This is a genomic window from Chlorogloea sp. CCALA 695 (assembly GCF_003003885.1).
Lineage (GTDB): Bacteria > Cyanobacteriota > Cyanobacteriia > Cyanobacteriales > Chroococcidiopsidaceae > Aliterella.
This window is the reverse complement of sequence record NZ_PVWN01000022.1, coordinates 14,206-37,275: the sequence shown is the minus strand read 5'-3', so window position 1 is coordinate 37,275 and position 23,070 is coordinate 14,206. Positions and strand designations below refer to the sequence as shown.

The 23,070-nt window shown below is 40.2% G+C and carries 26 protein-coding genes and 1 pseudogene; 19 read left to right on the top strand and 8 right to left on the bottom strand.

Annotated features, from left to right (window positions below; all coding sequences use genetic code 11):
• Positions 1–91: 91 nt before the first annotated feature.
• The 3 genes from C7B70_RS13180 to C7B70_RS13170 are packed head-to-tail and all read right to left on the bottom strand — an operon-like array spanning position 92 to position 2,695.
• The gene (locus tag C7B70_RS13180) at positions 92–721 is read right to left on the bottom strand and encodes an FMN-binding negative transcriptional regulator (RefSeq protein ID WP_106369497.1); all 630 of its coding nucleotides are present in this window, start codon (positions 719–721) and stop codon (positions 92–94) included.
• A 60-nt stretch (positions 722–781) separates the two neighbouring features.
• On the bottom strand, positions 782–1,516 hold the full coding sequence (locus C7B70_RS13175; RefSeq protein WP_106369496.1) for a DUF1995 family protein: 735 nt from the start codon (positions 1,514–1,516) through the stop codon (positions 782–784).
• Positions 1,517–1,525: 9 nt separating this feature from the next.
• Positions 1,526–2,695 (bottom strand): cysteine desulfurase family protein, encoded by a 1,170-nt coding sequence (locus tag C7B70_RS13170; RefSeq protein WP_106369495.1) that lies wholly within the window; start codon positions 2,693–2,695, stop codon positions 1,526–1,528.
• A gap of 270 nt (positions 2,696–2,965) precedes the next feature.
• Here C7B70_RS13170 and C7B70_RS13160 point away from each other — a divergent pair, with 270 nt between their 5' ends.
• The gene (locus C7B70_RS13160) at positions 2,966–4,330 is read left to right on the top strand and encodes a phospholipase D-like domain-containing protein (protein ID WP_106369493.1); all 1,365 of its coding nucleotides are present in this window, start codon (positions 2,966–2,968) and stop codon (positions 4,328–4,330) included.
• Positions 4,331–4,444: 114 nt separating this feature from the next.
• On the opposite strand, the gene C7B70_RS13155 is transcribed toward C7B70_RS13160, so the two are convergent.
• Positions 4,445–5,950: a hypothetical protein gene (locus C7B70_RS13155; protein ID WP_106369492.1), complete on the bottom strand. Its 1,506-nt coding sequence runs from the start codon at positions 5,948–5,950 to the stop codon at positions 4,445–4,447.
• A 487-nt stretch (positions 5,951–6,437) separates the two neighbouring features.
• Here C7B70_RS13155 and C7B70_RS13150 point away from each other — a divergent pair, with 487 nt between their 5' ends.
• Entirely contained in the window at positions 6,438–7,607 is a 1,170-nt protein-coding gene (locus C7B70_RS13150) for a trypsin-like peptidase domain-containing protein (RefSeq protein WP_106369491.1), read from the top strand.
• 61 nt (positions 7,608–7,668) lie between these two features.
• Here the strand turns inward: C7B70_RS13150 and C7B70_RS13145 are convergent, their stop codons facing one another.
• Positions 7,669–8,121, bottom strand: a complete 453-nt coding sequence (locus C7B70_RS13145) for a hypothetical protein (protein WP_106369490.1) — start codon at positions 8,119–8,121, stop codon at positions 7,669–7,671.
• A gap of 368 nt (positions 8,122–8,489) precedes the next feature.
• On the opposite strand from C7B70_RS13145, the gene C7B70_RS13140 reads away from it, so the two are divergent.
• On the top strand, positions 8,490–9,251 hold the full coding sequence (locus C7B70_RS13140) for a peptidylprolyl isomerase (RefSeq protein ID WP_106369489.1): 762 nt from the start codon (positions 8,490–8,492) through the stop codon (positions 9,249–9,251).
• Positions 9,251–11,773: a peptidase domain-containing ABC transporter gene (locus C7B70_RS13135; RefSeq protein ID WP_106369488.1), complete on the top strand. Its 2,523-nt coding sequence runs from the start codon at positions 9,251–9,253 to the stop codon at positions 11,771–11,773. Before C7B70_RS13140 ends, C7B70_RS13135 begins: the two co-directional genes overlap by 1 nt.
• 6 nt (positions 11,774–11,779) lie before the next feature.
• Here C7B70_RS13135 and C7B70_RS13130 read toward each other — a convergent pair whose 3' ends face one another.
• Complete coding sequence (locus C7B70_RS13130; RefSeq protein ID WP_106369487.1) at positions 11,780–12,838, bottom strand: glycosyltransferase family 1 protein; 1,059 nt, start codon at positions 12,836–12,838, stop codon at positions 11,780–11,782.
• A 1,041-nt stretch (positions 12,839–13,879) separates the two neighbouring features.
• Here C7B70_RS13130 and C7B70_RS13115 point away from each other — a divergent pair.
• The 13 genes and pseudogenes from C7B70_RS13115 to C7B70_RS13070 all read left to right on the top strand — a co-directional run bounded on the left by C7B70_RS13115 (position 13,880) and on the right by C7B70_RS13070 (position 19,568).
• The gene (locus C7B70_RS13115; protein WP_106369484.1) at positions 13,880–14,257 is read left to right on the top strand and encodes a hypothetical protein; all 378 of its coding nucleotides are present in this window, start codon (positions 13,880–13,882) and stop codon (positions 14,255–14,257) included.
• Positions 14,258–14,299: 42 nt separating this feature from the next.
• Positions 14,300–14,833, top strand: coding sequence for a hypothetical protein (locus tag C7B70_RS13110; protein WP_106369483.1), 534 nt, complete (start codon positions 14,300–14,302; stop codon positions 14,831–14,833).
• Between the two features lie 407 nt (positions 14,834–15,240).
• Positions 15,241–15,684 carry an HlyD family efflux transporter periplasmic adaptor subunit gene (locus C7B70_RS13105; protein ID WP_106369482.1) on the top strand — a complete coding sequence of 148 codons (444 nt, stop codon included), beginning with the start codon at positions 15,241–15,243 and terminating at the stop codon, positions 15,682–15,684.
• A gap of 60 nt (positions 15,685–15,744) precedes the next feature.
• Positions 15,745–16,032 carry a pentapeptide repeat-containing protein gene (locus tag C7B70_RS13100; RefSeq protein WP_199192244.1) on the top strand — a complete coding sequence of 96 codons (288 nt, stop codon included), beginning with the start codon at positions 15,745–15,747 and terminating at the stop codon, positions 16,030–16,032.
• Positions 16,033–16,056: 24 nt separating this feature from the next.
• A complete protein-coding gene (locus C7B70_RS27755) occupies positions 16,057–16,311 on the top strand; it encodes a hypothetical protein (protein WP_106369480.1) in 255 nt (84 codons plus the stop codon).
• A 15-nt stretch (positions 16,312–16,326) separates the two neighbouring features.
• Positions 16,327–16,452 (top strand): annotated as a pseudogene (locus tag C7B70_RS28350) (pentapeptide repeat-containing protein); the annotation flags it as partial.
• A complete protein-coding gene (locus tag C7B70_RS28345) occupies positions 16,453–16,734 on the top strand; it encodes a pentapeptide repeat-containing protein (RefSeq protein WP_339376716.1) in 282 nt (93 codons plus the stop codon).
• Positions 16,735–16,794: 60 nt separating this feature from the next.
• Positions 16,795–17,070: a pentapeptide repeat-containing protein gene (locus C7B70_RS13085; protein WP_233220924.1), complete on the top strand. Its 276-nt coding sequence runs from the start codon at positions 16,795–16,797 to the stop codon at positions 17,068–17,070.
• A 175-nt stretch (positions 17,071–17,245) separates the two neighbouring features.
• Complete coding sequence (locus C7B70_RS25925) at positions 17,246–17,443, top strand: hypothetical protein (RefSeq protein WP_146134040.1); 198 nt, start codon at positions 17,246–17,248, stop codon at positions 17,441–17,443.
• 95 nt (positions 17,444–17,538) lie between these two features.
• Positions 17,539–17,976, top strand: coding sequence for a Rieske 2Fe-2S domain-containing protein (locus C7B70_RS27745; protein ID WP_233220923.1), 438 nt, complete (start codon positions 17,539–17,541; stop codon positions 17,974–17,976).
• Entirely contained in the window at positions 17,913–18,608 is a 696-nt protein-coding gene (locus C7B70_RS27740) for an RHO alpha subunit C-terminal catalytic domain-containing protein (protein ID WP_233220922.1), read from the top strand. The genes C7B70_RS27745 and C7B70_RS27740 overlap by 64 nt, the downstream gene beginning before the upstream one ends.
• A gap of 9 nt (positions 18,609–18,617) precedes the next feature.
• On the top strand, positions 18,618–18,872 hold the full coding sequence (locus C7B70_RS13075) for a hypothetical protein (protein ID WP_106369478.1): 255 nt from the start codon (positions 18,618–18,620) through the stop codon (positions 18,870–18,872).
• 9 nt (positions 18,873–18,881) lie between these two features.
• Positions 18,882–19,568 carry a hypothetical protein gene (locus C7B70_RS13070; protein WP_106369477.1) on the top strand — a complete coding sequence of 229 codons (687 nt, stop codon included), beginning with the start codon at positions 18,882–18,884 and terminating at the stop codon, positions 19,566–19,568.
• A 6-nt stretch (positions 19,569–19,574) separates the two neighbouring features.
• On the opposite strand, the gene C7B70_RS26345 is transcribed toward C7B70_RS13070, so the two are convergent.
• Entirely contained in the window at positions 19,575–19,736 is a 162-nt protein-coding gene (locus C7B70_RS26345) for a hypothetical protein (protein ID WP_158260489.1), read from the bottom strand.
• Between the two features lie 274 nt (positions 19,737–20,010).
• Between C7B70_RS26345 and C7B70_RS27735 the strand changes: the two genes are divergently transcribed.
• Together C7B70_RS27735 and C7B70_RS27730 are read left to right on the top strand one after the other, a co-directional pair.
• On the top strand, positions 20,011–20,961 hold the full coding sequence (locus C7B70_RS27735; protein ID WP_233220921.1) for a hypothetical protein: 951 nt from the start codon (positions 20,011–20,013) through the stop codon (positions 20,959–20,961).
• Positions 20,962–21,000: 39 nt separating this feature from the next.
• A complete protein-coding gene (locus C7B70_RS27730; protein ID WP_233220920.1) occupies positions 21,001–21,381 on the top strand; it encodes a hypothetical protein in 381 nt (126 codons plus the stop codon).
• Between the two features lie 28 nt (positions 21,382–21,409).
• Here C7B70_RS27730 and C7B70_RS13055 read toward each other — a convergent pair whose 3' ends face one another.
• Positions 21,410–22,876, bottom strand: coding sequence for an HlyD family efflux transporter periplasmic adaptor subunit (locus C7B70_RS13055; RefSeq protein WP_106369475.1), 1,467 nt, complete (start codon positions 22,874–22,876; stop codon positions 21,410–21,412).
• Between the last annotated feature and the right edge of the window lie 194 nt (positions 22,877–23,070).

The following is a 23,070-nucleotide window of genomic DNA, read 5'->3' as shown; positions in this document are numbered from 1 at the left end:
TGAAATTCAAACTATTACTATAAAAATGAAACTTGAAAGAGACTAAATTAAGAGAAAATTTTTACTAAAAAACAGCATTGCTACAGCAATATTACTCATTCGCCTCAATGTGCTGTTTCATTTCCTCACCAACAGCACGAGCAGCCGGATCTGAACTTTGCAGCAGTGTATTTGACACATTTTGCTGCTCACTTTGGCTACGGTTTTGACTGAGTTTATACTTTCCTTCTAAACGAGTGATAGTCATCTCAAACCCGACAATGCCATTCATCATCCCGTCGCGGAATCCATCAGATAAGCCATGCCAATGCGATTTATAGTCAGCTTCGTAGGTATCTATCATCCCGTCGATCATCTTGTTCATTAATTCGGGCGAATCATTGAGCGTGATAATTTTGGGAATCCCATACGCATGGACAGCGATATAATTCCACGTTGGTACGCTCTCGTGTTTTTCATACAAAGTAGGGGAAATGTAAGCGTGCGCTCCAGTAAAAATTGCTAGTGATTCAGTCGTTTCAAAAGCTTGCCATTGAGGATTTTGCTTTGCAAGATGACCGATTAACTTAATCACATCTCCTTGCATCACAACAACTAGAGGGATATGTGAAGCACAAGGCACACTATTTACAATTGATACTAGAGTGGCAAAACTGTTTGCCTGCATAAAAGCAAACAGTTTGTCAACATTGTCTTCTTGAAAAGCAGTTGGTCTGTACATAGATATCTAACTTTTCTATCAGTCTTTTAGAATTATCAGCAATTTGCACATAACCAAAAACTAGCGGGTTAGAGCTTTCATAAACCTTTGCATACCAGCAAACATACTTAACTTTTTAGGCTTAGGTGCATCCTCAGATTGAGTAGCCGTTTCTCCCGCAAAAATGAGATCGAGATCGTCGCCTACAGGTTTGTTGGGCAATTCCTTAATTAATTCGTAGCCATCAGTTGTCTCGCGCCAAACTTGCCACAATCCAGGGTAGCAGCGAAATAAAGTCCCTTCTTCCAACGGGCGTAAGTAGTAACACGATTGAATATTTTTTAAAAAGCGATCGCGCAATTGCCTTCCCGCGTACCCAATCCCTACTATCGATACATCTTCTAAGCGAGGATTGAGCAATACAACCGGACGATCTTCGCCCATAGCGTTACACAACTTTTCTATTTGCAAAACTTCTTGGGCTGTGGGAGCAATACACAAAATCGCCTCATCTTCAGGCTGTATTTGCTCCTCAACCGATACTCTTTTGGTACTAATATCTAATAACTCAAAAGGGACATCGCCCCAATCACGACGCGCCAAAGCCGCCGCCCCAGCATCGGGAAAAAATATTTTATTAAATCTGTGATTAGTGCCTTCCTCGGCACTCAAAAAACTTTCTGCTACAGGCATCGGGTTGAGTTCGGGTAAGAGAATTTCTACTTGCAGTCGATTGTTACCATCAGAAATCGCATTTTGAGTAGCAATTTTAGCTTGAGAAACTGCTTCGCCAAGAGTTTTAGGTAGTTCTGACATTTTTTTAAATTAATAACTTACAGCAAATTTTACCGGGTTCAAGCGTTGTAATACTTGTTTAAGTACCATAACCGTCCAATCGATATCGGCGGAAGTAGTTTCCCGTCCCAAAGTTAGGCGAATACCGGATCTAGCAACTGTTTCCGAAAAACCCATTGCCAAAAGTACGGGACTAGGAGAAAGTTTACCACTATGACAAGCTGCACCTGCACTAATGGCGATTCCTGCCAAATTTAACTGGCGGACGATAGTTTTACCTGTAATGTTTTCGCCGTCGGCGGTAGCTAGATAGAAACTAACATGATGGGGCAAGCGAAAAATGCGATCGCCTGTCGGAACTAAAATCGGTGTATCTGCTAAAGCATCAAACAATTGTTCGCGTAAACTAATCAAACGCGCGGCTTCTGTCGGCACTTCTTGGGCGGCTAACTTTGCGGCAATTCCAAAAGAGGCGATCGCAGGCAAAGCTTGAGTACCTGATCGCAACTTTAATTCTTGCCCACCACCACATAATAAAGGCACAAGATTCACCCCTGGGCGGACGTACAACGCCCCCGCACCTTGGGAACCATAGATTTTATGGCTAGAAAGCGAAAGTAAGTCTACAGGCAGTTTTTGCACGTCTAACGGTAAACGTCCCGCTACTTGTACCGCGTCAGTATGAAACAAAGCACCGTGATTTCGAGCAATATTTCCCAAGGTTTCAATCGGTTGAATTGTGCCAACTTCACTTTGTCCGTAAATGATAGAAACTAATACAGTGTTGGCTTTTAAAGCTGCTTGTAATTCTATTGGATTAATTCTTCCTGTAGCATCTACAGGTAAATAAGTTATGTCCCAACCCCATTGTTGCAACAACTTGGCAGGTTCAGTAATGGCGGAATGTTCAACGCTAGAAATAATTATGTGTTGGGGTATTGTGTAATTACGAGCAACACCCATAATTGCTAAATTATCCGCCTCTGTACCGCCAGAGGTAAAGATAATGGATTCAGAATTAGGCGCATTTAACAACGAAGCTACCTGCATCCTAGCTGTTTCTAATACCGTTGCTGCCCTCTCTCCCCACTCATGCAAGCTAGAAGGATTCCCCCACAAAGAAGTACAAACGGTTTGCATAGCTGCGTTAGCTTCCGTGCGTGGTGGTGTTGTAGCGCTGTAGTCTAGATAAATTTGCATGAGTTATCAATCAATTCATTGGCGAGAAAACAATTTTATTTCTTTCTCCACTTTAGAGGATGTTTTAAAAGTTTTTCGGTTAGTAGCCAATCTTCTAGATCCCTTTAAACAGAAAGACTTTAAGATATTCCCCCCCTTTTTCAAAGGGTGCTTGGGGGGAGTACATTTTTACAAACCAGACCTTTTTAGAGCGCTGCTAAGAAAATAAGTAATTTTAGTAAGTTTAGGAGTTTTTGGGGAACTATAACTTTATCTGCTCAATTTAAGTCTATGAACCTTAGACAGCTTTGCTCTACACTTCTTCCCTTTTTACTTATTGCGTGTCAAGGCGTACATTCCGAGCAGAAGCCCCTTGCTTTACCGCAAGAGCCTTTGGTGCAGGTTTACTTTAATCATACCGAGTCTTCCCAGTATCAAGAAACTCTACGCCCACAGCAAAGAAATGGAGACGATTTAGAACAACAAATTATTACGGCAATTTCTACAAGTAAATCTAGTGTAGATATTGCAGTGCAAGAGTTGCGTTTACCTAAAATTGCTCAGGCGCTCGTAGAAAGACAAAAAGCTGGGGTAAAAGTTCGGGTAATTTTAGAAAATACTTATAATCACCCCTTAAACGAATCTCCGCCCAGAAAAACCCCTAGGGAAGCCGCGAAGTATGACGAATTACGCACTCAAAGCGATCGCAACTCTGACGGTCAAATCAGCGCCCAAGAAGCTAATCAAGGGGACGCGCTCTTAATTCTTCGCAACGCCAAAGTACGTGTCATTGATGATACGGCGGATGGTTCTAAAGGGAGCGATTTGATGCACCACAAATTTATAATTGTAGATGACCGCACTTTAATTGTAACTTCTGCTAATTTCACCAGTAGCGACATTCATGGAGACATCAGTAATCCCCAAAGTACAGGCAATGCTAACAATTTAGTCAAGATTGATAGCCTCGAATTAGCAGCATTATTTACCCAAGAGTTTAACTTGATGTGGGGTAAAAGTCCCTTGTTTGGTTTAAAAAAGCCTTTTCGTCCCCCCCAACAAGTCCAAGTTGGGAATACAACTATTGACGTGCAGTTTTCGCCGACTTCTCCAACTTCTCCTTGGAGTCAAAGCACCAATGGTTTAATTGCTAAAACTCTAACTACCTCTAGCCAATCGGTAAATTTAGCTTTATTTGTATTTTCTGACCAAAATATTGCAAATACTTTAGAGCAACAAAGCCTCCATAACGTCCAAATTCGCGCGGTAATTGACCGAGATTTTATTTATCGCCCTTACAGCGAAGCCCTAGATATGATGGGGGTTAGCCTTAGTAATAAGTGCAAATACGAAGCAAATAACCATCCTTGGCAAAAGGCAATTACGACCGTAGGCGTACCCAAATTACTCAAAGGTGACTTATTGCATCACAAGTTTGCAGTAATAGACAATAGTGCTGTAATTACTGGCTCTCATAACTGGTCGGAAGCAGCTAATAGTAGCAATGACGAAGCTTTGTTAGTTATTCACAGTCCTACTGTTGCAGCCCATTATCAGCAAGAATTTGAGCGGTTGTATGCTGAGGGTCAATTAGGTTTACCAGAAGCCATAACCCAGAAAATTCAAAAAGCACAAAGACAATGTTCTAAAAGCTGATAATTAGAGGATTTGTACAACGAGCCTTATCTAACCAACTTCACTAAGCTTTTTCTTTCCTCATACGAAACAACCCCTTACTGTTCAAAACAATAAGGGGTTGTTTTTAGTTAATTACCAAGCTTCGTAGTAGTCTCTACCAAAATCATAATATTGATTATTGGCGTAGATGTAGTCGTACTCGCTACCTAGATAGGATTCACCAGAAGTGTAACCAAGAGCATAGTAGTAAGGTGTGTAGCTAGAGTTTGCACCGTCTTCATCACCGTAAGAGTAGACATAAACATCGCCGTTGCTGCTGGGGCTATAGCCGCTATAGGCAGAACTAATGTAGTAGTAGCCATTAACACCCGTCTCATTAGCACTACTGGAATAGTCATAGTAAGTCCCAGTTGTGTATGTCCCGGTAGGAGCATAAACATAGCCGTAGTAGTAGTCGTAGTTGGAAGTGTCACTGGTGTTGTAATAGTATGTGAAGTAGTACAATGAAGTACTACTATACAAGTCAGCTTCGTAGTAGTTGTAGCCAAAGAAGCTTTCGGTATTGGAGTAGCTAGAGTTGTAAGCATAGCCATACTCCGAGCCTAGTCCGGTGTAACCCGTGCCACTAGAAACACTGTAGGCATAGCCGTAACCCGTGTCACCGTCATAGTAGTTGCTGACATAAATGGAGTCTTGTAGCCCATAGTCAACGCCATAATCGTAGGTGGAATCGATGTAATAGTAACCGTAGTCACTGACTGCATTGGTATCGGGGTAGTAGAGATACTGCCCAGCGTAGTAGCCATCACTAACATCGGCATAACCGTAACCAGTGTAAAAGTCACCGTTACCGTAGTAATAGGTATAGCTGTAATACTCGTCGTTGTTGCCTGGGTTGGTTAAATCTGCTTCGTAGTAGTTGTTGCCAAAGTAGCTATCGGTATTGGAGTAGCTAGAGTTGTAAGCATAGCCATACTCCGAGCCTAGTCCGGTGTAACCCGTGCCACTAGAAACACTGTAGGCATAGCCGTAACCCGTGTCACCGTCATAGTAGTTGCTGACATAAATGGAGTCTTGTAGCCCATAGTCAACGCCATAATCGTAGGTGGAATCGATGTAATAGTAACCGTAGTCACTGACTGCATTGGTATCGGGGTAGTAGAGATACTGCCCAGCGTAGTAGCCATCACTAACATCGGCATAACCGTAACCAGTGTAAAAGTCACCGTTACCGTAGTAATAGGTATAACTGTAATACTCGTCGTTGTTGCCTTGGTTGGTTAAATCTGCTTCGTAGTAGTTGTTGCCAAAGTAGCTATCGGTATTGGAGTAGCTAGAGTTGTAAGCGTAGCCGTACTCCGAGCCTAGTCCGGTGTAACCTGTGCCACCCGCTACATCGTAGGCATAACCGTAACCAGTGTCACCGTCATAGTAGTTGTAAACTGTGGTAGTACCCGCACTATTACTATAACCGTTGTAAACGCTACTAATGTAGTAGTAGCCGCTATAGCCTGTTTCATTACTATCGGGATAGCTTACGTACTGACCAGCAGAATAGGTGCCTGGGTCAGCATAACCATAACCACTGTAGGAATCACCATTACCGTAGTTGTAATCGAAATAGTATAAGTCTGACATGAGGGTTAGTTTCCTTTGTAAAAACTGAGGAGGATGGTTTGGTTTACTGCACCAAACCGCAGATACTATCTGCAAAAATTATTAACTGTATACCCTGGATTTGATTTAGGATTCACACATTGCAATCAAGACTGTAAAAGTCTAAACTTCTCTTGCTTTAACAATGTTCGTTGCCTAACAGGGATCGATATTTTTAGTCATGCGTAAACCGATCCATAAATTTAGATAGCAGCTTTCCGCGTTTACTAGGTAGATGAACTTTAAAGACTAATGATGCCTGCCCTGTCGAACTTATAATTACATAAAAGAGTAATTATTGTCACTAAGTTGTATAAAAATTTCATAAAGGTTTTGTAAAAATATGTTAGTGGAAGAGTAAAGATACGGTGGAAATAGATAAAAATGAGCCAGGGGGGTTACAAAAAGCAATCAAGTTACGTCAGCACTACAAATAACCTTCTGCAATTATTTTTTAATAAAACTACTGATGAATATTAAAGGGCTGGGAATTGCGATCGCAACTACCATTTTTGTAGGCACAACCGCTTGGTACATCAAACCTTTCGGGCTATTTAACCCCGCAACCAAAGAAGTTATTAGCGCCTACGCTCAAGATGGTGACGAAACCGCCGTGAAAGTTTATGCAAAAGTTAGCCCCGCCGTTGTATCTATTAATACGGGCAGCAAGACGGGAAGCGGGACTATAATTAGCTCAGAGGGTTTAGTGTTGACTAATGCTCATGTAGTGCAAGGCGATCGCACAGCAACTATCATCCTAGCTAACAATAAGCAAATTGCCGGAGACATTATCGGCTTTGGGGCTAAAGGTCTTGACTTAGCCGTAATTAAACTCAGAGGACAAAACAAATTACCTGTAGTCCCCTTCGCCTCTACCAATTCTGTGCTAGTGGGTCAGCGCGTATTTGCTATTGGCAATCCCTTCGGTCAGTTTTCCGGTAGCTTGACTACAGGAATCATCAGCCGTATTGATCGCGAAAAAGGCTTAATTCAAACTGACGCGGCGATTAATCCTGGCTACTCTGGCGGACCGTTGCTCAATACCAAAGGTGAACTAATTGGCGTGAATAGCGGCATATTTACCAAACAAACCCCTGGGGGTGGCAGTGGCAATATTGGTATTAGTTTTGCCATCTCTACCGAAAAAGTACAATCGTTTCTCTCCGACGTAAGAGCAGGAAGCGCCGCCCAAACCGCCCAAATTCCGGCAAATCCAGGGCGCTCGTCCGTCCATAGCGAAGCCCTTGCTCGTTTTGAAGCCGCTTTAAAACAAAATCCCCAAGATTATAGAGCGCAAAACGGTCGGGGTCTGGCGTTGGGCAATCTCGGACGTGCGGAAGAAGCCCTAGCAGCTTTTGAGCAAGCCTTGAAAATTAATCCTAGCTTTACCGAAGCTTGGAACGGTAAAGGTATTACTTTAGGTAGGTTAAAACGGCACGAGCAAGCCCTAGCAGCTTTTGAGCAAGCCTTGAAAATTAATCCTAGTGCCGAAGCTTGGAACGGCAAAGGTATTGCTCTAGGTAGTTTAGGACGCGATCAAGAGGCGTTGGCAGCTTTTGAGCAAGCCTTGAAAATTAATCCTAGCTTTACCCCCGCGCAAAGAAACCGCACTATAGCGCTCAAAAAGTTAAACAGTTAAATTGCTGAGATTTTAACTCGGCTAAATAGTGCAGCTTCTAATAGTGACGAAACTTAGCAGCTTATCTTTGAAAAGGAGGAGCAGGACGAGTATTGTTAGGTGAGCCAGAACGAGGAGAGCGATCGTCGTAGCCAGAACTAGCCGTAGGTAATATTTGAATAGTCACCTTCAGCAAATTGTCCTTTTGCCCTCCAGCTACCCCTTGCATATCTATCACCCTAAAATTGATAGTTGAATTAGAGTTCACACCTGTAGATTGACGAGCTTTATTCAGTGCCTCGTTCAGGGCATCATTAAAGTTTAAATTTCTACTCTCGCCTTGAAACAACTGTGGTGCTTGGAAAGCTCCCCCTGGACGCTGAGTTGGACTCGGTAGCGGTGGCTCGGAATTTGGCTTTTGCCCAGAATTAGGCTCTGGTGCAGGGCTAGGGGGATTAAATTGGGCTACTCCCACCCTACCTAAACTAAGAGTTAAGATTAAAGAAGCAACTAAAGCTGAACTTAAATTTTTCATAACAGGGGTTGTGGCGCGATCGCCCTTGAAGTAATTTTGTCATTTCAGTAAGACGCAATTAATTAATTAACTGTTTCCCAAAATCAAAATTGCTTCCCCGCAATAATTTTTTATAACAAAGTGTAAAAAAATACCGGGATTTTTCTATAAAAATGCGGAAAGTGTGTCAACTTTGGTGTATCTAAAGTTGTGAGTAATTACTTAACTTAGACAGGAAAGTGTGATCGCGCAAGCACCCGGTAACGGGCTTCGCGCCTGACCAGACCAAAGTTGGCGATGTTTGCATTCAAAAGACAAACAGGTAACAATTACTCGCCCAAGTCGCCAAACCTTGAATATTTTGGTTAAATTAACGCCACTACAATTTTATGCAACCTAATTCACCAGTGCTTACAATTGACGGTCAGCCGATTGTCGTTCCCCAAGTATTTGCTTATCTGCAAAGCAGTGGGAAGCTTCAAGGCTTTGTGACAGAAATTCTGCGCCAGCACGTTATTGCTCAAGAATTTAAAACACGACAAGAACTAACTATCGATCCATTTTTGGTAGAGCAAGCTTTAGTCAACTTCCGAGTAGAGAACAAACTTACCGATCCGCAAGAATTTCAAGAATGGTCAGCAAAAAATGCCTCCGCCTATGCTGGATTTCGCAATCAAACTATTTATCGATTGAAAATTGATAAGCTCAAAGAATTAGTGGCAAAACCCAAGCTCCAAGAACATTTTATCGAACGCAAGCTAATTTTAGACCGTGTAGTTCTATCGCAAATAGCCGTAGCTGATCGGGAATTAGCCGAGGAACTACATAGCCAAATTCTGGAAAAGAGCGATAGTTTTGAGCAATTAGCAAGAGAACACTCTGTTACAGAAGATCGCATTGCTAACGGCATGATGGGCCCCCTAAGTCGCGGCAGATTAAAAGAGTCTCTAAGAGCCGCCATTGATAGCGCCCAGCCCGGGGAGATTGTAGGACCAATAGACATGGAAAAATACTACTGCCTATTTAGAGTTGAACAATTTTTACCTGCAACTTTAACAGGAAAAATTGAGGAGCAACTGCTTAATGAAATTTTTGATCAGTGGTTATCCCAAAAAATGCAAAAAATGACTGTCAAACTCCAGGAGAATTAATGCTTGCGAACACTGATGAGCTAAAGTTGCCCTGGGATCGCCTACCCTTAAATCTTTTGGTAGGCGAACAACAAATCCAAATTCAAAGTCAGGCAAAAACCGAGAGTTATACTACCGGAAAAGTTATTTGGTCAAGCGATTTATCCAAAGGCAGTCAGTTTCTTTTGCTTGATGGTAAGGTTCGTCTAGTATCGAGCGATCGCACGGTTGTTCTCCAAGCGGGAGACTGGTTTGGCGATTTGCTAGAACTTTCAGGAGATTGGAAAGCTAGAGCCTCCAGCAAAGATGTCGTTGTTGCTCATTGGCATTCAGGTCTTTGGGCGGGTTTGGTCTCTGATCAGATCGAACAGTTTTGGACAAAAACAAAAGAGTCCTACCAGCCTCCTAGCGCTAATGTCTCTCAGGTAATCACGGGTTATCCTTATACGGCAAGTTCTAATACCGCCGCCGCTAGTTTATCGATGCTGGCGCAACAACTAGAAAATCCCGCCTCAATGGACTGGGTGAAGCGTTATCTGCGCGGCGATCGCCCTAAACAAGTTGTAGAAGCTGGGGAAAAACTAGGATTAAGACTGCAACAGCTACAAATTAGTTGGGACGAACTAAAACAAATTTCTTTTCCGATATTACTGCACTGGAAACAAGAACATTGGATAGTTGCCTACGAAATCAAAGGCGACACTTTAATTATTGCCGATCCCCTTAGCCTTAAAGGTGGCTGTGAAAGTATTAGCAAATCCAGCCTTGAAGCGGCTTGGAATGGCAAAATTTGGCAAACCGAATTAATCCAAACCCAAGAAACCTTTGGTTTGCGCTGGTTTTTACCTGCTGTATGGCGTTTTCGCGGACTCTTGGGAGAAGTTTTACTTGCTTCTTTTACAGTCCAAATGCTAGGTTTAGCAACTCCGATCATTACCCAGGTAATCATTGACAAAGTTTTAAGTCAACAGAGTTTGGCAACTTTGGATGTCATGGGTATAGCTTTAATTGGCGTGGCTTTCTTCAGCGCTTTTTTAGATGCTTTAAGATTATTTATCTTTACTCACACCGCCCGTCGTCTCGATCTGAGCTTATCTGCTCAGTTGTTTCGCCATCTATTACGCTTACCCTTAGCTTACTTTGAAGCGCGACGAGTCGGCGATACAGTGGCGCGAGTGCAAGAACTAGAAAGTATCCGCAAGTTTTTAACCGGAACGGCGGCGACAGTAATTATTGATAGCGTTTTTACCGTCATTTATCTAGCGGTAATGTTCTACTACAGCCAATCTCTAACTTGGATTGCTCTAGCGGTAGTACCATTTTTTGGAATCCTAACTTTAGTATCAACGCCAATTTTGCGTGGCTGGTTAGATGAATCTTTTAATCGCGCCGCCGATAGCCAATCCTTTTTAGTAGAAGTAGTTACAGGCATTCATGCGGTCAAAGCTCATGCTTCAGAATCCGCCGCGCGCGATCGCTGGGAAGGGTTATTTGCTCGTTACATCCGCACAAATTTCCGCGCTTCCACTACTTCTAATATTAGTAACAGTATTGGTACTTTTTTAAGCGGGCTGACTACTATCTTGATTTTGTATTTTGGGGCAAAGCTAGTTATTAGCCAAGACCTAAGCGTGGGGCAGCTTGTAGCTTTTAATATGCTAGTAGCTAGAGTCACAGGGCCATTAATTCGATTATTGCAACTGTGGCAAACTCTACAACAAGTGCTGCTATCAGTAGACCGGATTGGCGATATTCTCAATGTTGCTCCCGAAGCGGAACCCGGTGCAGGGTTAGTATTACCTCCCCTTGCAGGTCAAGTTAGTTTTGAAAAGCTGTTTTTTCGTTACCGTCCTAATCAAGAGGCAATTTTAAAAGGCGTTTCTTTTAAAGTTGAGCCGGGGATGTTTGTGGGGGTAGTAGGACGTAGTGGTTCGGGTAAAAGTACGATTACAAAACTGTTACAACGGCTGTACTTACCAGAAGCAGGACGAATTTCTATTGATGGTTTTGATATTAAAAGTGCTGATTTAACATCTCTGCGCGAACAAGTGGCGGTGGTTCTCCAAGATGATTTTCTGTTTAATGGTTCAGTCTGGGAAAATATAACTCTTGGCAATCCTGACATCAGTGCCGAAAAAGTTGTAGAAGCGGCGCGGATGGCGGCGGCTCACGATTTTATCGCTGATTTACCTCAAGGCTACGACACCAGCGTTGGAGAGCGCGGAATGTCTTTGTCTGGAGGTCAGCGTCAACGCATTGCTTTGTCGCGGTTGTTTCTTTCTTCCGCACCAATTTTAATTTTGGATGAAGCTACCAGTGCTTTGGATAGTGAAACTGAGCAGCAAGTTTTGCAAAATTTGCAAAGCTTTTCTCAAGGTCGCACTGTCTTTTTGATTGCTCATCGTTTTGCACCCCTCAAACGCGCTGACTTAATTGTCGTGCTAGAAAAAGGCGTACTTATGGAACAAGGTACGCACGATCGCTTGCTACAAGAAAAAGGTCTATATTGGTCGCTATATCAACGCCAACAAGCTGCCATATAATTGCGCTTATAGGTAACGAGACAATACTTCTACCGTAGCAATTCCTGTTTTATCCCAGCTAAATTTTTTGGCTCTTTCTAAACCAAGCTGGGATAATTGCGAAGTCAATTCTTGAGAATTAGCGATTTTTTCCATTGCTTGACTAATTTCTGCGGTGCTGTAAGGATTTACAAGTATCGCCGCTTGTCCCGCGACTTCGGGCATTGATGAGATGTTAGAAGTAATTACGGGTGTACCACAGGCCATAGCCTCTAAAACCGGGAAGCCAAAACCTTCCCACAAACTAGGAAACACTAGAGCGATCGCGCTATTAATAATTATTGGCAATTGGCTATAAGCAACATAGTCAATAAATTTAACATAATTAGTTAGTTCCAGTTTATCTATTAGCGCTTGAAGTACGGGGGTATATCGCGCGTCGGGAGTCCCGGCTATCCATAATTGATATTTGTGATAATTTGGTATCACTGCAAAGGCTGTAATTAGGCGCTGCAAGTTTTTGTAAGGATCTTGCCTCCCGATGTAAAGAAAGTAGTTAGATTTGGGTAAGTTAAGAAAGGAAAAATTATCCGCGTCGTGGGCTAATAGTATGGGGGTAATTTTGCAGGGATTGATGCCAAAAAAGTAAGTAATATCTTTAGCTGTGGCTTTGGAATTACAAAGAATATGTTGCGCGCCCTTTAAAACTTGAGGAATATAATAACGGCTGTAAGCACCAAGAGGGGATAATTTAGCAAAGCGTAAAGGGATAAGATCGTGAACGGTTATAATATAACGACAGTTTGTAAATAGCGGTGCTTCAGGGATAGGTGAAAATAAAAGCGGTGATGTCTTTTGTTTATATATCTTCGGTAATTGCCGTTGCGTCCACCACAATCGGCGCAAATGCCCTTTACTACCCCAATCTGGTGTTAAATTCCCTGGTATTAGATAACAATCATAATCATCGATTGCTTGGGAACTTAGTAGTATTGGTTGCAGCTTCTGAAGATGAGGAATTAAATTAGTAGCATAAGTGCTTAAGCCTGTGGGCTTAGAACTAACAAATGATAAGTTAACTAACAATCGTTTTAATAATTATGTCTATTACTTAACAAAAAATTGATAATACTTACTAATACTATGCACCCTCTGGTTTTCATTCAAAATTTTCTCAAAAATATTTATAATCCTTAACAACTATACTTATTATTCAGCGCTCGTTTCGCCTATAACGCCATAAATTTAAGCGGTTTTATAATCAATGCCACATTTTTTATCAGCTAACTTATTAAGCTTTATTCGATAGATTTTGGATTGCTCTTTTATTTTCAAATGCACGTCTATTATTCTACACAGAAACATTTTAATTAAACAATTGTCATTTTTACTACCAAGTACATTCTCAGTCTGAAATTGGTATAAAATGCCTACTTCGCCAGTAACTTGCTTCCGACAAGATTTGATTGTTACCTGTACTATAAACAATTTATCCAAACAATATTTAGTTAAAAAACCTACAAATAACTGTTCTTTTGAATTTGGGTAAGAAGAATATTTTTTATGTCAATCTATAAATGGAACTTCAACACCGTCTCAGATTGTAGCAGCTTTTAAAAGCCGTTTTGCTCTGACACTTACCGAAGCAGACCTTCAAAACTTTCTGGAACAAATAGATTATGGATTATTAGAAACTAATTCTACTTATAACTCAAACAACTCTTTAAGTTTTCCAGAATTGACAACATAAAACTTAGAAAAAAAATTGATTAATCTCGATCAAAATGGTCAAAGGAAATCTGATGTGGAGCGAAAAAAATAATAAAACTTACATCTGGCTACTACCCAACTCAGTTAAAGTATTTAACTTTTTACTGAAGGTGTTTTATCCACTTAAACCATTATTTCAATTTTTAATGTGGGCGTTAATTCCTGGTTTAATGCTTGCTTTATTTACTTTAATAAATAATCAAGAGTTTTTTTGGACTGATATTCGCTATACAATGAACGGAGGTATACCATTTTTTACTAACTCTTACTCTTATAATCTTAATTGTCAAAACTGCTCAAGGTATTGTTTTTACTGCTTGCGGTGGAGAAGTTAAAAATTTTGGATTGGCTCTATCGATGGGGTTTCATCCACGTTTTTATATAGACCGTAGTGAGATGTTTCAGTTATCAAGACAAAAGCAAGTTTGGACTTTTGCAACGCCTTTACTACTCCGCCTAGGAATTATAGTTCTTCGCGTACTAACTTGGTATTTTATGGGACGAACAAAGACTGCGCTTGGAACCAGTGCTATTTCCCTTGCTTATTCAGCTTTTCTTGAATTTTTATTTAATAGTAGTCCGCTATTACCGACCGATGGCTACTATTTGCTAGTTACATTATTAAAATTACCACCAAATTATATTAAAAGAGTATATAAAACTTGGGATATGATTCTTAGCCGTCGTCCATTGCCAAAGTCTTTATCTACAAAAAAAAAATTAGTCTTAATATGAATTGGTAGTTTATCAATAAGTTTTGATTGGGGATTTTTCTTCGTGATTATTCATTCATGGGCTGATGGATTATCTGAAACATTTACTAGAATTTTTGGGAGAGGAACTGATATAATTATCCTTGGTATTATCGCTACTTTCGCTTTAATTAAGCCCGTACAAAAAACTTTAAAAAAATGGAAGTTTAATAAAACTTTTGATGCTATTTCTGTCGAGCAACCTCTAGCAAGCAAGAAACGTAAATTTAAACTGAAATATTGGGCAAAGTTTTTAGCTTGGCTTATTGTAGTAATTATACTTGTATTACCTTATCCTTATCGTCCTGGTGGCAACATTCAACTATTACCACCAACGCAGCAGAGCATTCAAGCTCAAGTTGATGGCAAAATTACGAAAGTTTTTTTTAAAGGTGGAGATAGTCAGTGGATTAAGCAAAAAAACGTTATTGCTAATATGGAATCTATTGATATTGAAAACGAAGTTCAAACCCTTAGAGAATCAATCAAAAGACAACAAGCTGAGTTAGCATCGCGAAGAGCAAACTTAAGCAAATTGATTGCAACTCCAAGAGCATAAGATGTAGCAGTAGCTAATCAAAAAATAGCTGTTGCTCAAGGGCAATTAAAAGTAGCAAATCAACAAATAGAAGTAGCCAAAATCCAAGTAGAGCGTGCTTTAAAGCATTATATCAACAAGGCGCGTACTTTTTACAGCAGCATGAAAATACTGAAAAGCAGAATGAATTAGACCGTAATGAAATAGTAGAAAAGCAGCAAAGCGTAATAGAACTTCAACAAAATTTAGAAGTCAAAAATCAAAGTTTAATAGAGGCGAAAGCAAACTTAGCTCTAGTATTAAGTGGCTCTCATCCCCAAGATATAACCGCCGCACGTAATCAAGTAGAAGCTGCTGATGCAGAAGTTCGATGTTTAAAACAATAATTAAAATATACTGAAAGTCAAGTAAAGCGGACTGCTTTACTAATGCCAATTGATGGACGTTTGATTACTCCTTATTTAGAACGAAAAATAGGTACTTATCTTAAACAAGGAGAAACCTTTGCAGTAGCGGAAGATGACCGACATATTAGCGGCGAGTTGCAAATTCTAGAGTATAGCACTGGAGACTTTGTTTTGAACGGCAAAGTTGAAATTAAACTTTTATCTTACCCAAATAAACCGCTAGTAGGGAAAGTGCTTTCTATTCAACTTAATGCTGTTTCTGAATCGACAAGTAACACAGAAAATAATCCTGCAAGCGAGCGAGTTATAAATGTTATTGTTGATGTTCCTAATCCCGATGAAAAATTAAAAGCTGGGATGACTGGATACGCGAAAATAGAAGGGAAAACCTTACCGCTAATTGTCGCTTTTACTCGTCCTATTGTCCGCTTTATTCAAGTTGAAGTTTGGTCTTGGCTACCTTAGTTAGAAGTTAGAGCTATTACAAAAATGTATGTAGATACTAATCACCTGAAAGAAACCTGTTTGTTAGAGCAGGAAATTGATAGCTTAAATTCACCTATTCATTTCCCCAGAGCAAACTTAGCTAGTATTCATCTTTACGGAGCATATTTAGTTACTGCTAAGTTATCAGCAGCAAATTTAAGCGGTGCAAATTTATCTCAGGCTATCTTAAGTTGCGGAGATTTAAGTAATGCAAACTTAATAGGAGCAAACTTAAGTGGAGCCTACTTGCAAAAAGCAAACATACAAAAAGCAAACTTAATTGCCACCAATTTAAGCAATGCAGAGCTAGAAAGCGCAAATATGTAAGGAGCAATTTACAGTGAAACGACGTTGTTTCCTCCCAGCTTTAATCCCCAAAACAGAGGCACTTACTCAATCGCCGCTAACGCCAACATTGATAACCTTGATATCCGAGACTTAGATTTAAGCTCTTTTGTAGAGCTAGAAAGTGTAAGTATGCAAGGAGCAATTTATAGCGAAACAACATTGTTTCCTCGCAACTTTAACCCCCAAAGTAAAGGTGCTTATTTAATCGCCGCCAATAGCTATCTCAAAGATGCAAATTTGAGTACAGCCAACTTGTAATCAGCCAACTTACAACAAGCTAATTTGCGTGGTGCTAACTTGCGTAATGCTAACTTACGAAAAGCAAATTTAAGTTACACTAATTTGTTACAAGCCGATTTGCGCGACGCTCAACTTCAACAAGCTAATTTAGCAAATGCAATTTACAACGAGCAAACCCAACTACCAGATAAGTTTGACATAACTAAAACTGGCGCTTGCTTAATAACTGCTGGCGCACAACTGTCACAGCTTAATTTGCCACAGGGAGATTTAAGCTATCTTAATTTATCCTCTATCAACTTAGCGCAAGCCTATTTAGTGCAAACAGATTTTCGTTATACCAACTTTAGAAAAGCTAACCTTAATCAAGCTAACTTAGAGTTCTGTCACCTCCAGTTTGCCGACTTGAGAGCTACTAATCTACAAGAGGCTAATTTATAAGGAGCTAACTTAACTCAAGCACTTTATAATTTACAAACTCAGTTTCCTGAAGATTTTGCTGTGGCTAGTAGTAGCGCTTATTTAATTGCTTGCGGTGCGATGCTAATTTCCGCCTGTCTGCAATTTTCTGATTTGCGCGGTGCTAATTTAAGTCAAGCAAACTTAGCTGGCGCAATTCTCCAATCTGCTAATCTCCAATCTGCTAATTTATCCCGTGCAAATTTAACGGGAGCTAATTTAGTTAAGTCAAATTTAACTGGAGCAATTCTTAAAGGAGCAAACTTAACTAAAGCAAATTTGACAGGTGTAAACTTAAAAGAAGTAATTTTAAATTAAGCAATCATGCCTGACGGTACTGTATATAAATAATAATATGAATCAACCAGAAAATTAAGCTATATCTAACTTTTCCATTGAAGATGAAGCAGCTAGTCAAGGCTTTGAAAAATCATCAGAAATCACAGAATTAGATGTTCCCAAAATTGAGAATGAAATTGTTAGTTTACGCAGTATGTTGATTGATTTTCTTGAACATATCCAAAGTAGCTTTCAATCGTCAGGAGAATTGATTAGGTCATCAAGCACTCTTGAGGAGATGCAGGAGCAACAAGCACAACTAAAGTATCGCCGTGCTTGGCTGCAATCGCTACTGCATGAAACTGATAGAGAAATTGAAATAATTTCTCAAATAATTGAAGCCAAAGAATAAAAGTTAGCCTTCAAATGAATTTGCATAATTAAAGAAGTAATTAGAATTTTAATTATTTCTTTAAGTTTAAATATATTAGGTTGCTACCTTAACTCATGAAACCTTTAATAGCACCTACTTGTTATTCAAATATTGAATACTTTGAACAAGAAAAACTTGTTTTGTGTCAGCAATTATGGAACTTTGCTGGATTTGCAACAGATTTAGAGCATTATAATGATTATTTATGTAAAGAAATCGGAGGTAAGTCTGTTGTTGTCCAAAACTTTCATGGTGAATTAAGAGCATTTCATAATGTTTGTTCTCACCGTTTTAGCCGGATTCGTACTAACAATAAAGGCAACGGTGCTTTACAATGTTTCTACCATACTTGGGTTTATGATAGTGAGGGAATTCCGATTGCAATTCCCCATCAGCAAGAATTTGCTCTGGGATTGGAGGAAAGTAGAAAATCTTTAAAACTAGAGCAATGGCTAGTAGAAAAATGCGGGGTTTTTGTATTTATAAAAAAACCAACGATAACATTAGCCTGAAAAGTTATTTGGGTGAGATATACGAACAATTGATAGAGTTTTTCGCCGCTATAGGCAAACAAGTAGAATACTATGAAATTTTAATTAATGCTAACTGGAAAGTTGTAGTAGAGAATGCTTTAAAAAGTTATCATACCTGGTTTGCACACCCAAATTCTTTAAGTAAGTATGGTACAGCAAAAAAAGATTATTTATTGTACAAACAACATTCTATTTATACAAGCAATCATACAAAACTAGACCGAAAGCGAGATAAATTGTTGGCGATGGCTAATAACCGAAGTTTGAAAATAGACGGTTATCAGCATTATTTTGTGTTGCCAATGCTGACTTTGGCTACCTTTTCAGGAATGTCTTTAACTGCTCACGTTATCGAGCCTTTAAACGCTACAACAACTAAAGCTATTAATTATAGATTTATGGGAAAATTAAATGATGATACCTTAGAAGAAATTTTGTTTAATATGAATAGTCAATCTACGGCGCAATTAACGCGCGTAGCTTGGGAAGAAGATAAGCCGATTTGCGAACAAGTACAGTTGGGACTATCAGAAATTACAGAAAAAATGGAATTTTTAGTAGAGAAAAACAGCGCATACATGAATTTCATAAAACCTATATCGAATTTATGAAAGCTGCTTATGTACGTACCTAAATCTACAGCTTTGAAAATATCAAGCGCTAATCATATTATCCTAATCGACCACAAACGCGATCGCCAATTGCCCTTAAAAATCTACTATCCTCATGCTCCAGGCTTATTTCCTGTCATTATTTTTTCTCATGGAGCCGGGGGTTCTAAAGCAGCCTTTACTTATCTAAGCACCTTTTTAGCAAGTTGTGGATATATTTGTATTCACTCTACACACTGCGGTAATAATGTCAATATTTTATGAGAAAGTGGGATGCAAGAAGTTAAAAAATATGTTTACAATCCGCAAGTATGGCAAATTCGCCCCCTAGATATCGCCTTTATCATTGATGCTTTTGCTCAATTGCAGCAACAAATTTCGGCTTTGAAAGAAAAAATGGATAGTTCGTGTCTAGGTATATCAGGTCACTCTTTCGGAGCCTACGTAATAATGCTACTAGCTGGAGCAACGGTAAATACACCCTGGCAGCAAAATGTTAATTATGGCGAAGTCCGCGCCAAGGCATTTTTAGCTATATCGCCCCAGGGAACTAGGCAATTTGGCTTAAATTCGCGCTCTTGGCAAGGGGTAAATGCTCCTGTACTTACTATTAGCGGCTCTAAAGATCGAGGATGGGAAAACCAGCCTCCAGCGTGGCGCTTAGAGCCATTTCGTTATCTACCCCCCGCAAACAAGTATCATTTATTAATTGCTGGTGCTAATCATTTTTCCTATGGCGATCGCACTGATGGTGATTTAATGTTTCGTAGGATGATAGACCGAGATACTGCACCCCCTTTAGACTTAATTAGACAAAAACGAATTAGCGGCTATATTCAAACTACTACCATTGCTTTTTGGGATGCTTATCTTCAAGAGGTCATCACTGCTAAAGATTTTTTACTATCTAATTTAATTCAAGCTAATAGTCAGGGAGAAGCGACAGTTTTTAGCAAATAAAAGTTTTTACTCGTAACCTAATTCTTGAACTAACAAGGCTACGGCTGGAAGAAATCCACCGCCATCAGCGCGCCAAGGTAAAGCACCATCTAACTTTGGATAAACTACAGTTCTTTGTTTAAAAACCGGAGAATTTAAAAAATTCGGATCGTTCCTAACATAGTGCAAAGCAACGAAGTAAAAGAGCGAGGAGAAGCAAGAATAAAAATAGGTTGAGGTGACATAAAAACACAAAATATGAGTAGAGGAATGCAATTTTCCTATTGTGCCACGCACTCTTAAATAAATGTAGTTTCCAACTTATGTTTAACTTTTAATTATGACTACTGTACCAAGACAACGCCCCTTTGAGCCAGCACCAAATCCCGGTTTAAAATTTGCTGATTTTTCCTAAATAAGCGAAAACGGTTTTGGAGATGGTCACAATCGCTATGCCCATTCAATGACTTGGTTCAACAATCATTTGTATGCCGGAACTACTCGTTATAACTTATGTTTAATTAAGCTACAAACCTTTGCCGACGAATGGAATCTAGCTACTTGGCCCGTAGAATGCCCGGACGATATCGAAGGATTATATCAACTAGATAGACGGGCGCAAATTTGGCGCTACGAACCTACAGGTAAAAATTGGCAGCAAGTTTCTTTTGCACCGATGGTAATGGGGAGCGAAGGAGAATTAGTAGCTAAGGAAATGGGCTACCAAGCTATAACAGTGTTTCAAGGAGAATCTAACCCTGCGCCTGCTTTGTACGTCGCTGCGATGGCTCCAGGGCGCGCACCGGAGCCTGTAATATTGCGATCGCTTGATGGCGAAAATTTCATCGCCGTATCTGATTACGGCATTCTTGGTTTACCTATTACTAGCACTAGGTTACTGGTTCCTTTTAAGGGTAGATTATTTACTGATCCCACTAGCACTAGAGGGGGTCAGCCAAATATATCAGGAATACCAATTATTTACAAAAGTCGAGATCCCGCCTCTGGTCAATGGTTTGCCGCAAGTATTGGCGGGTTTGGCGACGTTGAAAATGAAGGAGTATTTACCCTTTGTGCTTTTAATGACGAACTTTATGCAGGGAATTTAAACTCTCAAGGCTTTCAAGTTTGGCGCAGCAATTGTCAGGGGAATCCTCCTTACCAATGGACAAAAGTTATCGACCAAGGAGCAGGACGCGGAGCGCTAAATCAAATTGCCTTAACTATGAAGGTTTTTAGCAACGCGCTTTATGTGGGTACGGGGATTCAAAACGGCGGTCACGATATTGCCAATCGCATCGGCCCTGCGGCGGGAGAATTAATTAGAATTTTTCCAGACGATCGCACTGAGCTAGTAGTAGGAATGACTAGAAACACTCCTGAAGGGAAAAAGCGACCGATTAGTGGTTTTTAAGCTGGATTTGGCAACTTTTTTAACGGTTATTTTTGGTGCATGAAAACTCACCAAGATTGGTTGTACTTGGGTACTTGCAACATTATTAGCTTGATGTTGAGTTGGTGTAAGTTTGACCAGCAAAAAACGGGCAAGTTGCGGCGATTGGTGGAAGAAGTTGGCATTGATAACATTGTCAAACATCAAAGCGGGTTTGAATTGTGGCGCAGTCGAGATGGAGAAAATTGGTTGCCTGTAAATCGTCATGGCTTTGGTAATTTTTACAACATTGGCGTGAGAAATCTTGTTTCTACGGACTACGGACTGTTTATTGGCACAACTAACCCCTTTGGGCTTAGAGTTGCCGTTAAACAAAACGAAGAATGGGTTTATACCGATAATCCCAAAGGTGGCTTAGAGGTTTGGTTAGGACTAAAATAATATCAAAAATTACCCAGTAAATGAGGGCTTACCGCACGGAAAAGCCTTCATTCACTCGTCGGGCAATTGGCTCGATCATAAAGGTCAAAATAGATTTCTCGCGTGTGATAATCTCCCCTGTACCAGACATCCCCGGAGCTAGTTGGACATTGCGACCGCGAACTTGAATAATGTTTTTGTTGAGCTTAATTCGGGTAGGAAAAACTAAACCCAAGTCTTCATCACTAATAGCATTAGGACTAATTTGCACTACCGTACCTTCTACAGAGCCAAACTCTTGATAAGGAAAAGCTGCCATTTTTACCTTTGCTTTCATCCCTTGAGAAATAAAACCAACATCTCGGTTGAGCAGCTTAACTTCGAGCAGTATTTCCTCGCCATCAGGAAGAATTGACAGCAACTCCTCTCCAGTTTGTACCGTTCCGCCTCCGGTCGTAACTTTAATGCCGTACACTGTGCCATTAACGGGCGCTGTAATGGTTGATTGATCCTTTTGCGATCGCGCTTGTTTTAATTTTCCTTCCGTTGTGGTTAATTCTTCCCGACGCTTATTTAGTTCTGCCAATATGCCGCTTTGACGTTCGGAGCTTACCCGATTAGCTTCTTGTAGCGCCACTTGGTAGCCTTGTTCGGCTTGGCGAATTTTTTGCAATTGTCCGGCAATTTCTTTTTTGGTAGAAACAAAGGTGTCTTGAGCTTTAATAATTCCGTCTTTGGCTTTGGTAACTTCCGATTGAGCTTGAATTACGCGGTTTTGAGCGTCTAAATAATCAACCCTTGGTATGGCCCCATTTTCCGGCGATACAAGAGTGCGTAGTCCTTTTTCTTTGACTTGGGCATTGCGGAGGCTGCTTTGAGCATTACCAAAGATCAGACGAGCATCCATTAAAGTAGTTTTGGCATTGAGCAAATTCTCTTGCAGACGAGCCAGCCGAATTTTGGCTTCGTCAATAGTGGCAATTTGTTTATTCGCTTCGGCGGTGGCGCTATCTCGCTTGTTATCAAATTCTTGCAAACGTGCGGCTAAAAGCTGATCTTGAAGATAAGTTCCTGTATTCTTGCTTCCAGTACGTTCAGCTTCTAATCGAGCTAAATCTTCCCGAATTAACCGAGCGGACTTTTCGAGGTTGTCGATCTCGGTTTGCGATAGTTTTGAATCTAGCTGAACTAAAACTTGCCCTAGAGTAACGCGATCGCCTTCTCTAACTTTGACAGAACTTACTTTGCCTTCCTGTACCGATCTCACTGGGCGCACTTGTACGGACGGAATCAAATCCCCCGCCGCTACCGCCACTTCATCAATTTTACTAAAATGCGCCCAGGCAATTATTGCTACCAACAGGGCGCTAATAGTTCCTGAAAGTACGCGGGTGTAAATGGGTGGTAATTCCTTAACAGCTTTTCCCAGTTCAAAGGATAAATTTTCCTCTGGTCTTGCTAATTCCTGTTTAATTCGTCTAGCTTGAGTTGGTGATGATGTCCAAGGAAATTTCATAAATTAGCTTTAATTATTCAATTTTTATTAACTACAAGATTTTACCCTGCTATTTCTGACTAAATTGGTTAAATTAAATTTATTGACTTTTTTTACTCGTTGTTAAGAAAATACTTTACAAATATGCTCTGAGAAAATTACAGAAAAACTCGTTAAACTAAGAAAAAATGTTTATAAATGCCAGTTTAACTCTA

Coding starts and splice junctions, on each gene's coding strand:
- C7B70_RS13180 (WP_106369497.1), bottom strand. CDS start 721: ATGTACAGACCAACTGCTTTTCAAGAAGACAATGTTGACAAACTGTTT.
- C7B70_RS13175 (WP_106369496.1), bottom strand. CDS start 1,516: ATGTCAGAACTACCTAAAACTCTTGGCGAAGCAGTTTCTCAAGCTAAA.
- C7B70_RS13170 (WP_106369495.1), bottom strand. CDS start 2,695: ATGCAAATTTATCTAGACTACAGCGCTACAACACCACCACGCACGGAA.
- C7B70_RS13160 (WP_106369493.1), top strand. CDS start 2,966: ATGAACCTTAGACAGCTTTGCTCTACACTTCTTCCCTTTTTACTTATT.
- C7B70_RS13155 (WP_106369492.1), bottom strand. CDS start 5,950: ATGTCAGACTTATACTATTTCGATTACAACTACGGTAATGGTGATTCC.
- C7B70_RS13150 (WP_106369491.1), top strand. CDS start 6,438: ATGAATATTAAAGGGCTGGGAATTGCGATCGCAACTACCATTTTTGTA.
- C7B70_RS13145 (WP_106369490.1), bottom strand. CDS start 8,121: ATGAAAAATTTAAGTTCAGCTTTAGTTGCTTCTTTAATCTTAACTCTT.
- C7B70_RS13140 (WP_106369489.1), top strand. CDS start 8,490: ATGCAACCTAATTCACCAGTGCTTACAATTGACGGTCAGCCGATTGTC.
- C7B70_RS13135 (WP_106369488.1), top strand. CDS start 9,251: ATGCTTGCGAACACTGATGAGCTAAAGTTGCCCTGGGATCGCCTACCC.
- C7B70_RS13115 (WP_106369484.1), top strand. CDS start 13,880: ATGGGGTTTCATCCACGTTTTTATATAGACCGTAGTGAGATGTTTCAG.
- C7B70_RS13105 (WP_106369482.1), top strand. CDS start 15,241: ATGCCAATTGATGGACGTTTGATTACTCCTTATTTAGAACGAAAAATA.
- C7B70_RS25925 (WP_146134040.1), top strand. CDS start 17,246: ATGTTGATTGATTTTCTTGAACATATCCAAAGTAGCTTTCAATCGTCA.
- C7B70_RS27745 (WP_233220923.1), top strand. CDS start 17,539: ATGAAACCTTTAATAGCACCTACTTGTTATTCAAATATTGAATACTTT.
- C7B70_RS27740 (WP_233220922.1), top strand. CDS start 17,913: ATGGCTAGTAGAAAAATGCGGGGTTTTTGTATTTATAAAAAAACCAAC.
- C7B70_RS13075 (WP_106369478.1), top strand. CDS start 18,618: ATGTACGTACCTAAATCTACAGCTTTGAAAATATCAAGCGCTAATCAT.
- C7B70_RS13070 (WP_106369477.1), top strand. CDS start 18,882: ATGCAAGAAGTTAAAAAATATGTTTACAATCCGCAAGTATGGCAAATT.
- C7B70_RS27735 (WP_233220921.1), top strand. CDS start 20,011: ATGACTTGGTTCAACAATCATTTGTATGCCGGAACTACTCGTTATAAC.
- C7B70_RS27730 (WP_233220920.1), top strand. CDS start 21,001: ATGAAAACTCACCAAGATTGGTTGTACTTGGGTACTTGCAACATTATT.
- C7B70_RS13055 (WP_106369475.1), bottom strand. CDS start 22,876: ATGAAATTTCCTTGGACATCATCACCAACTCAAGCTAGACGAATTAAA.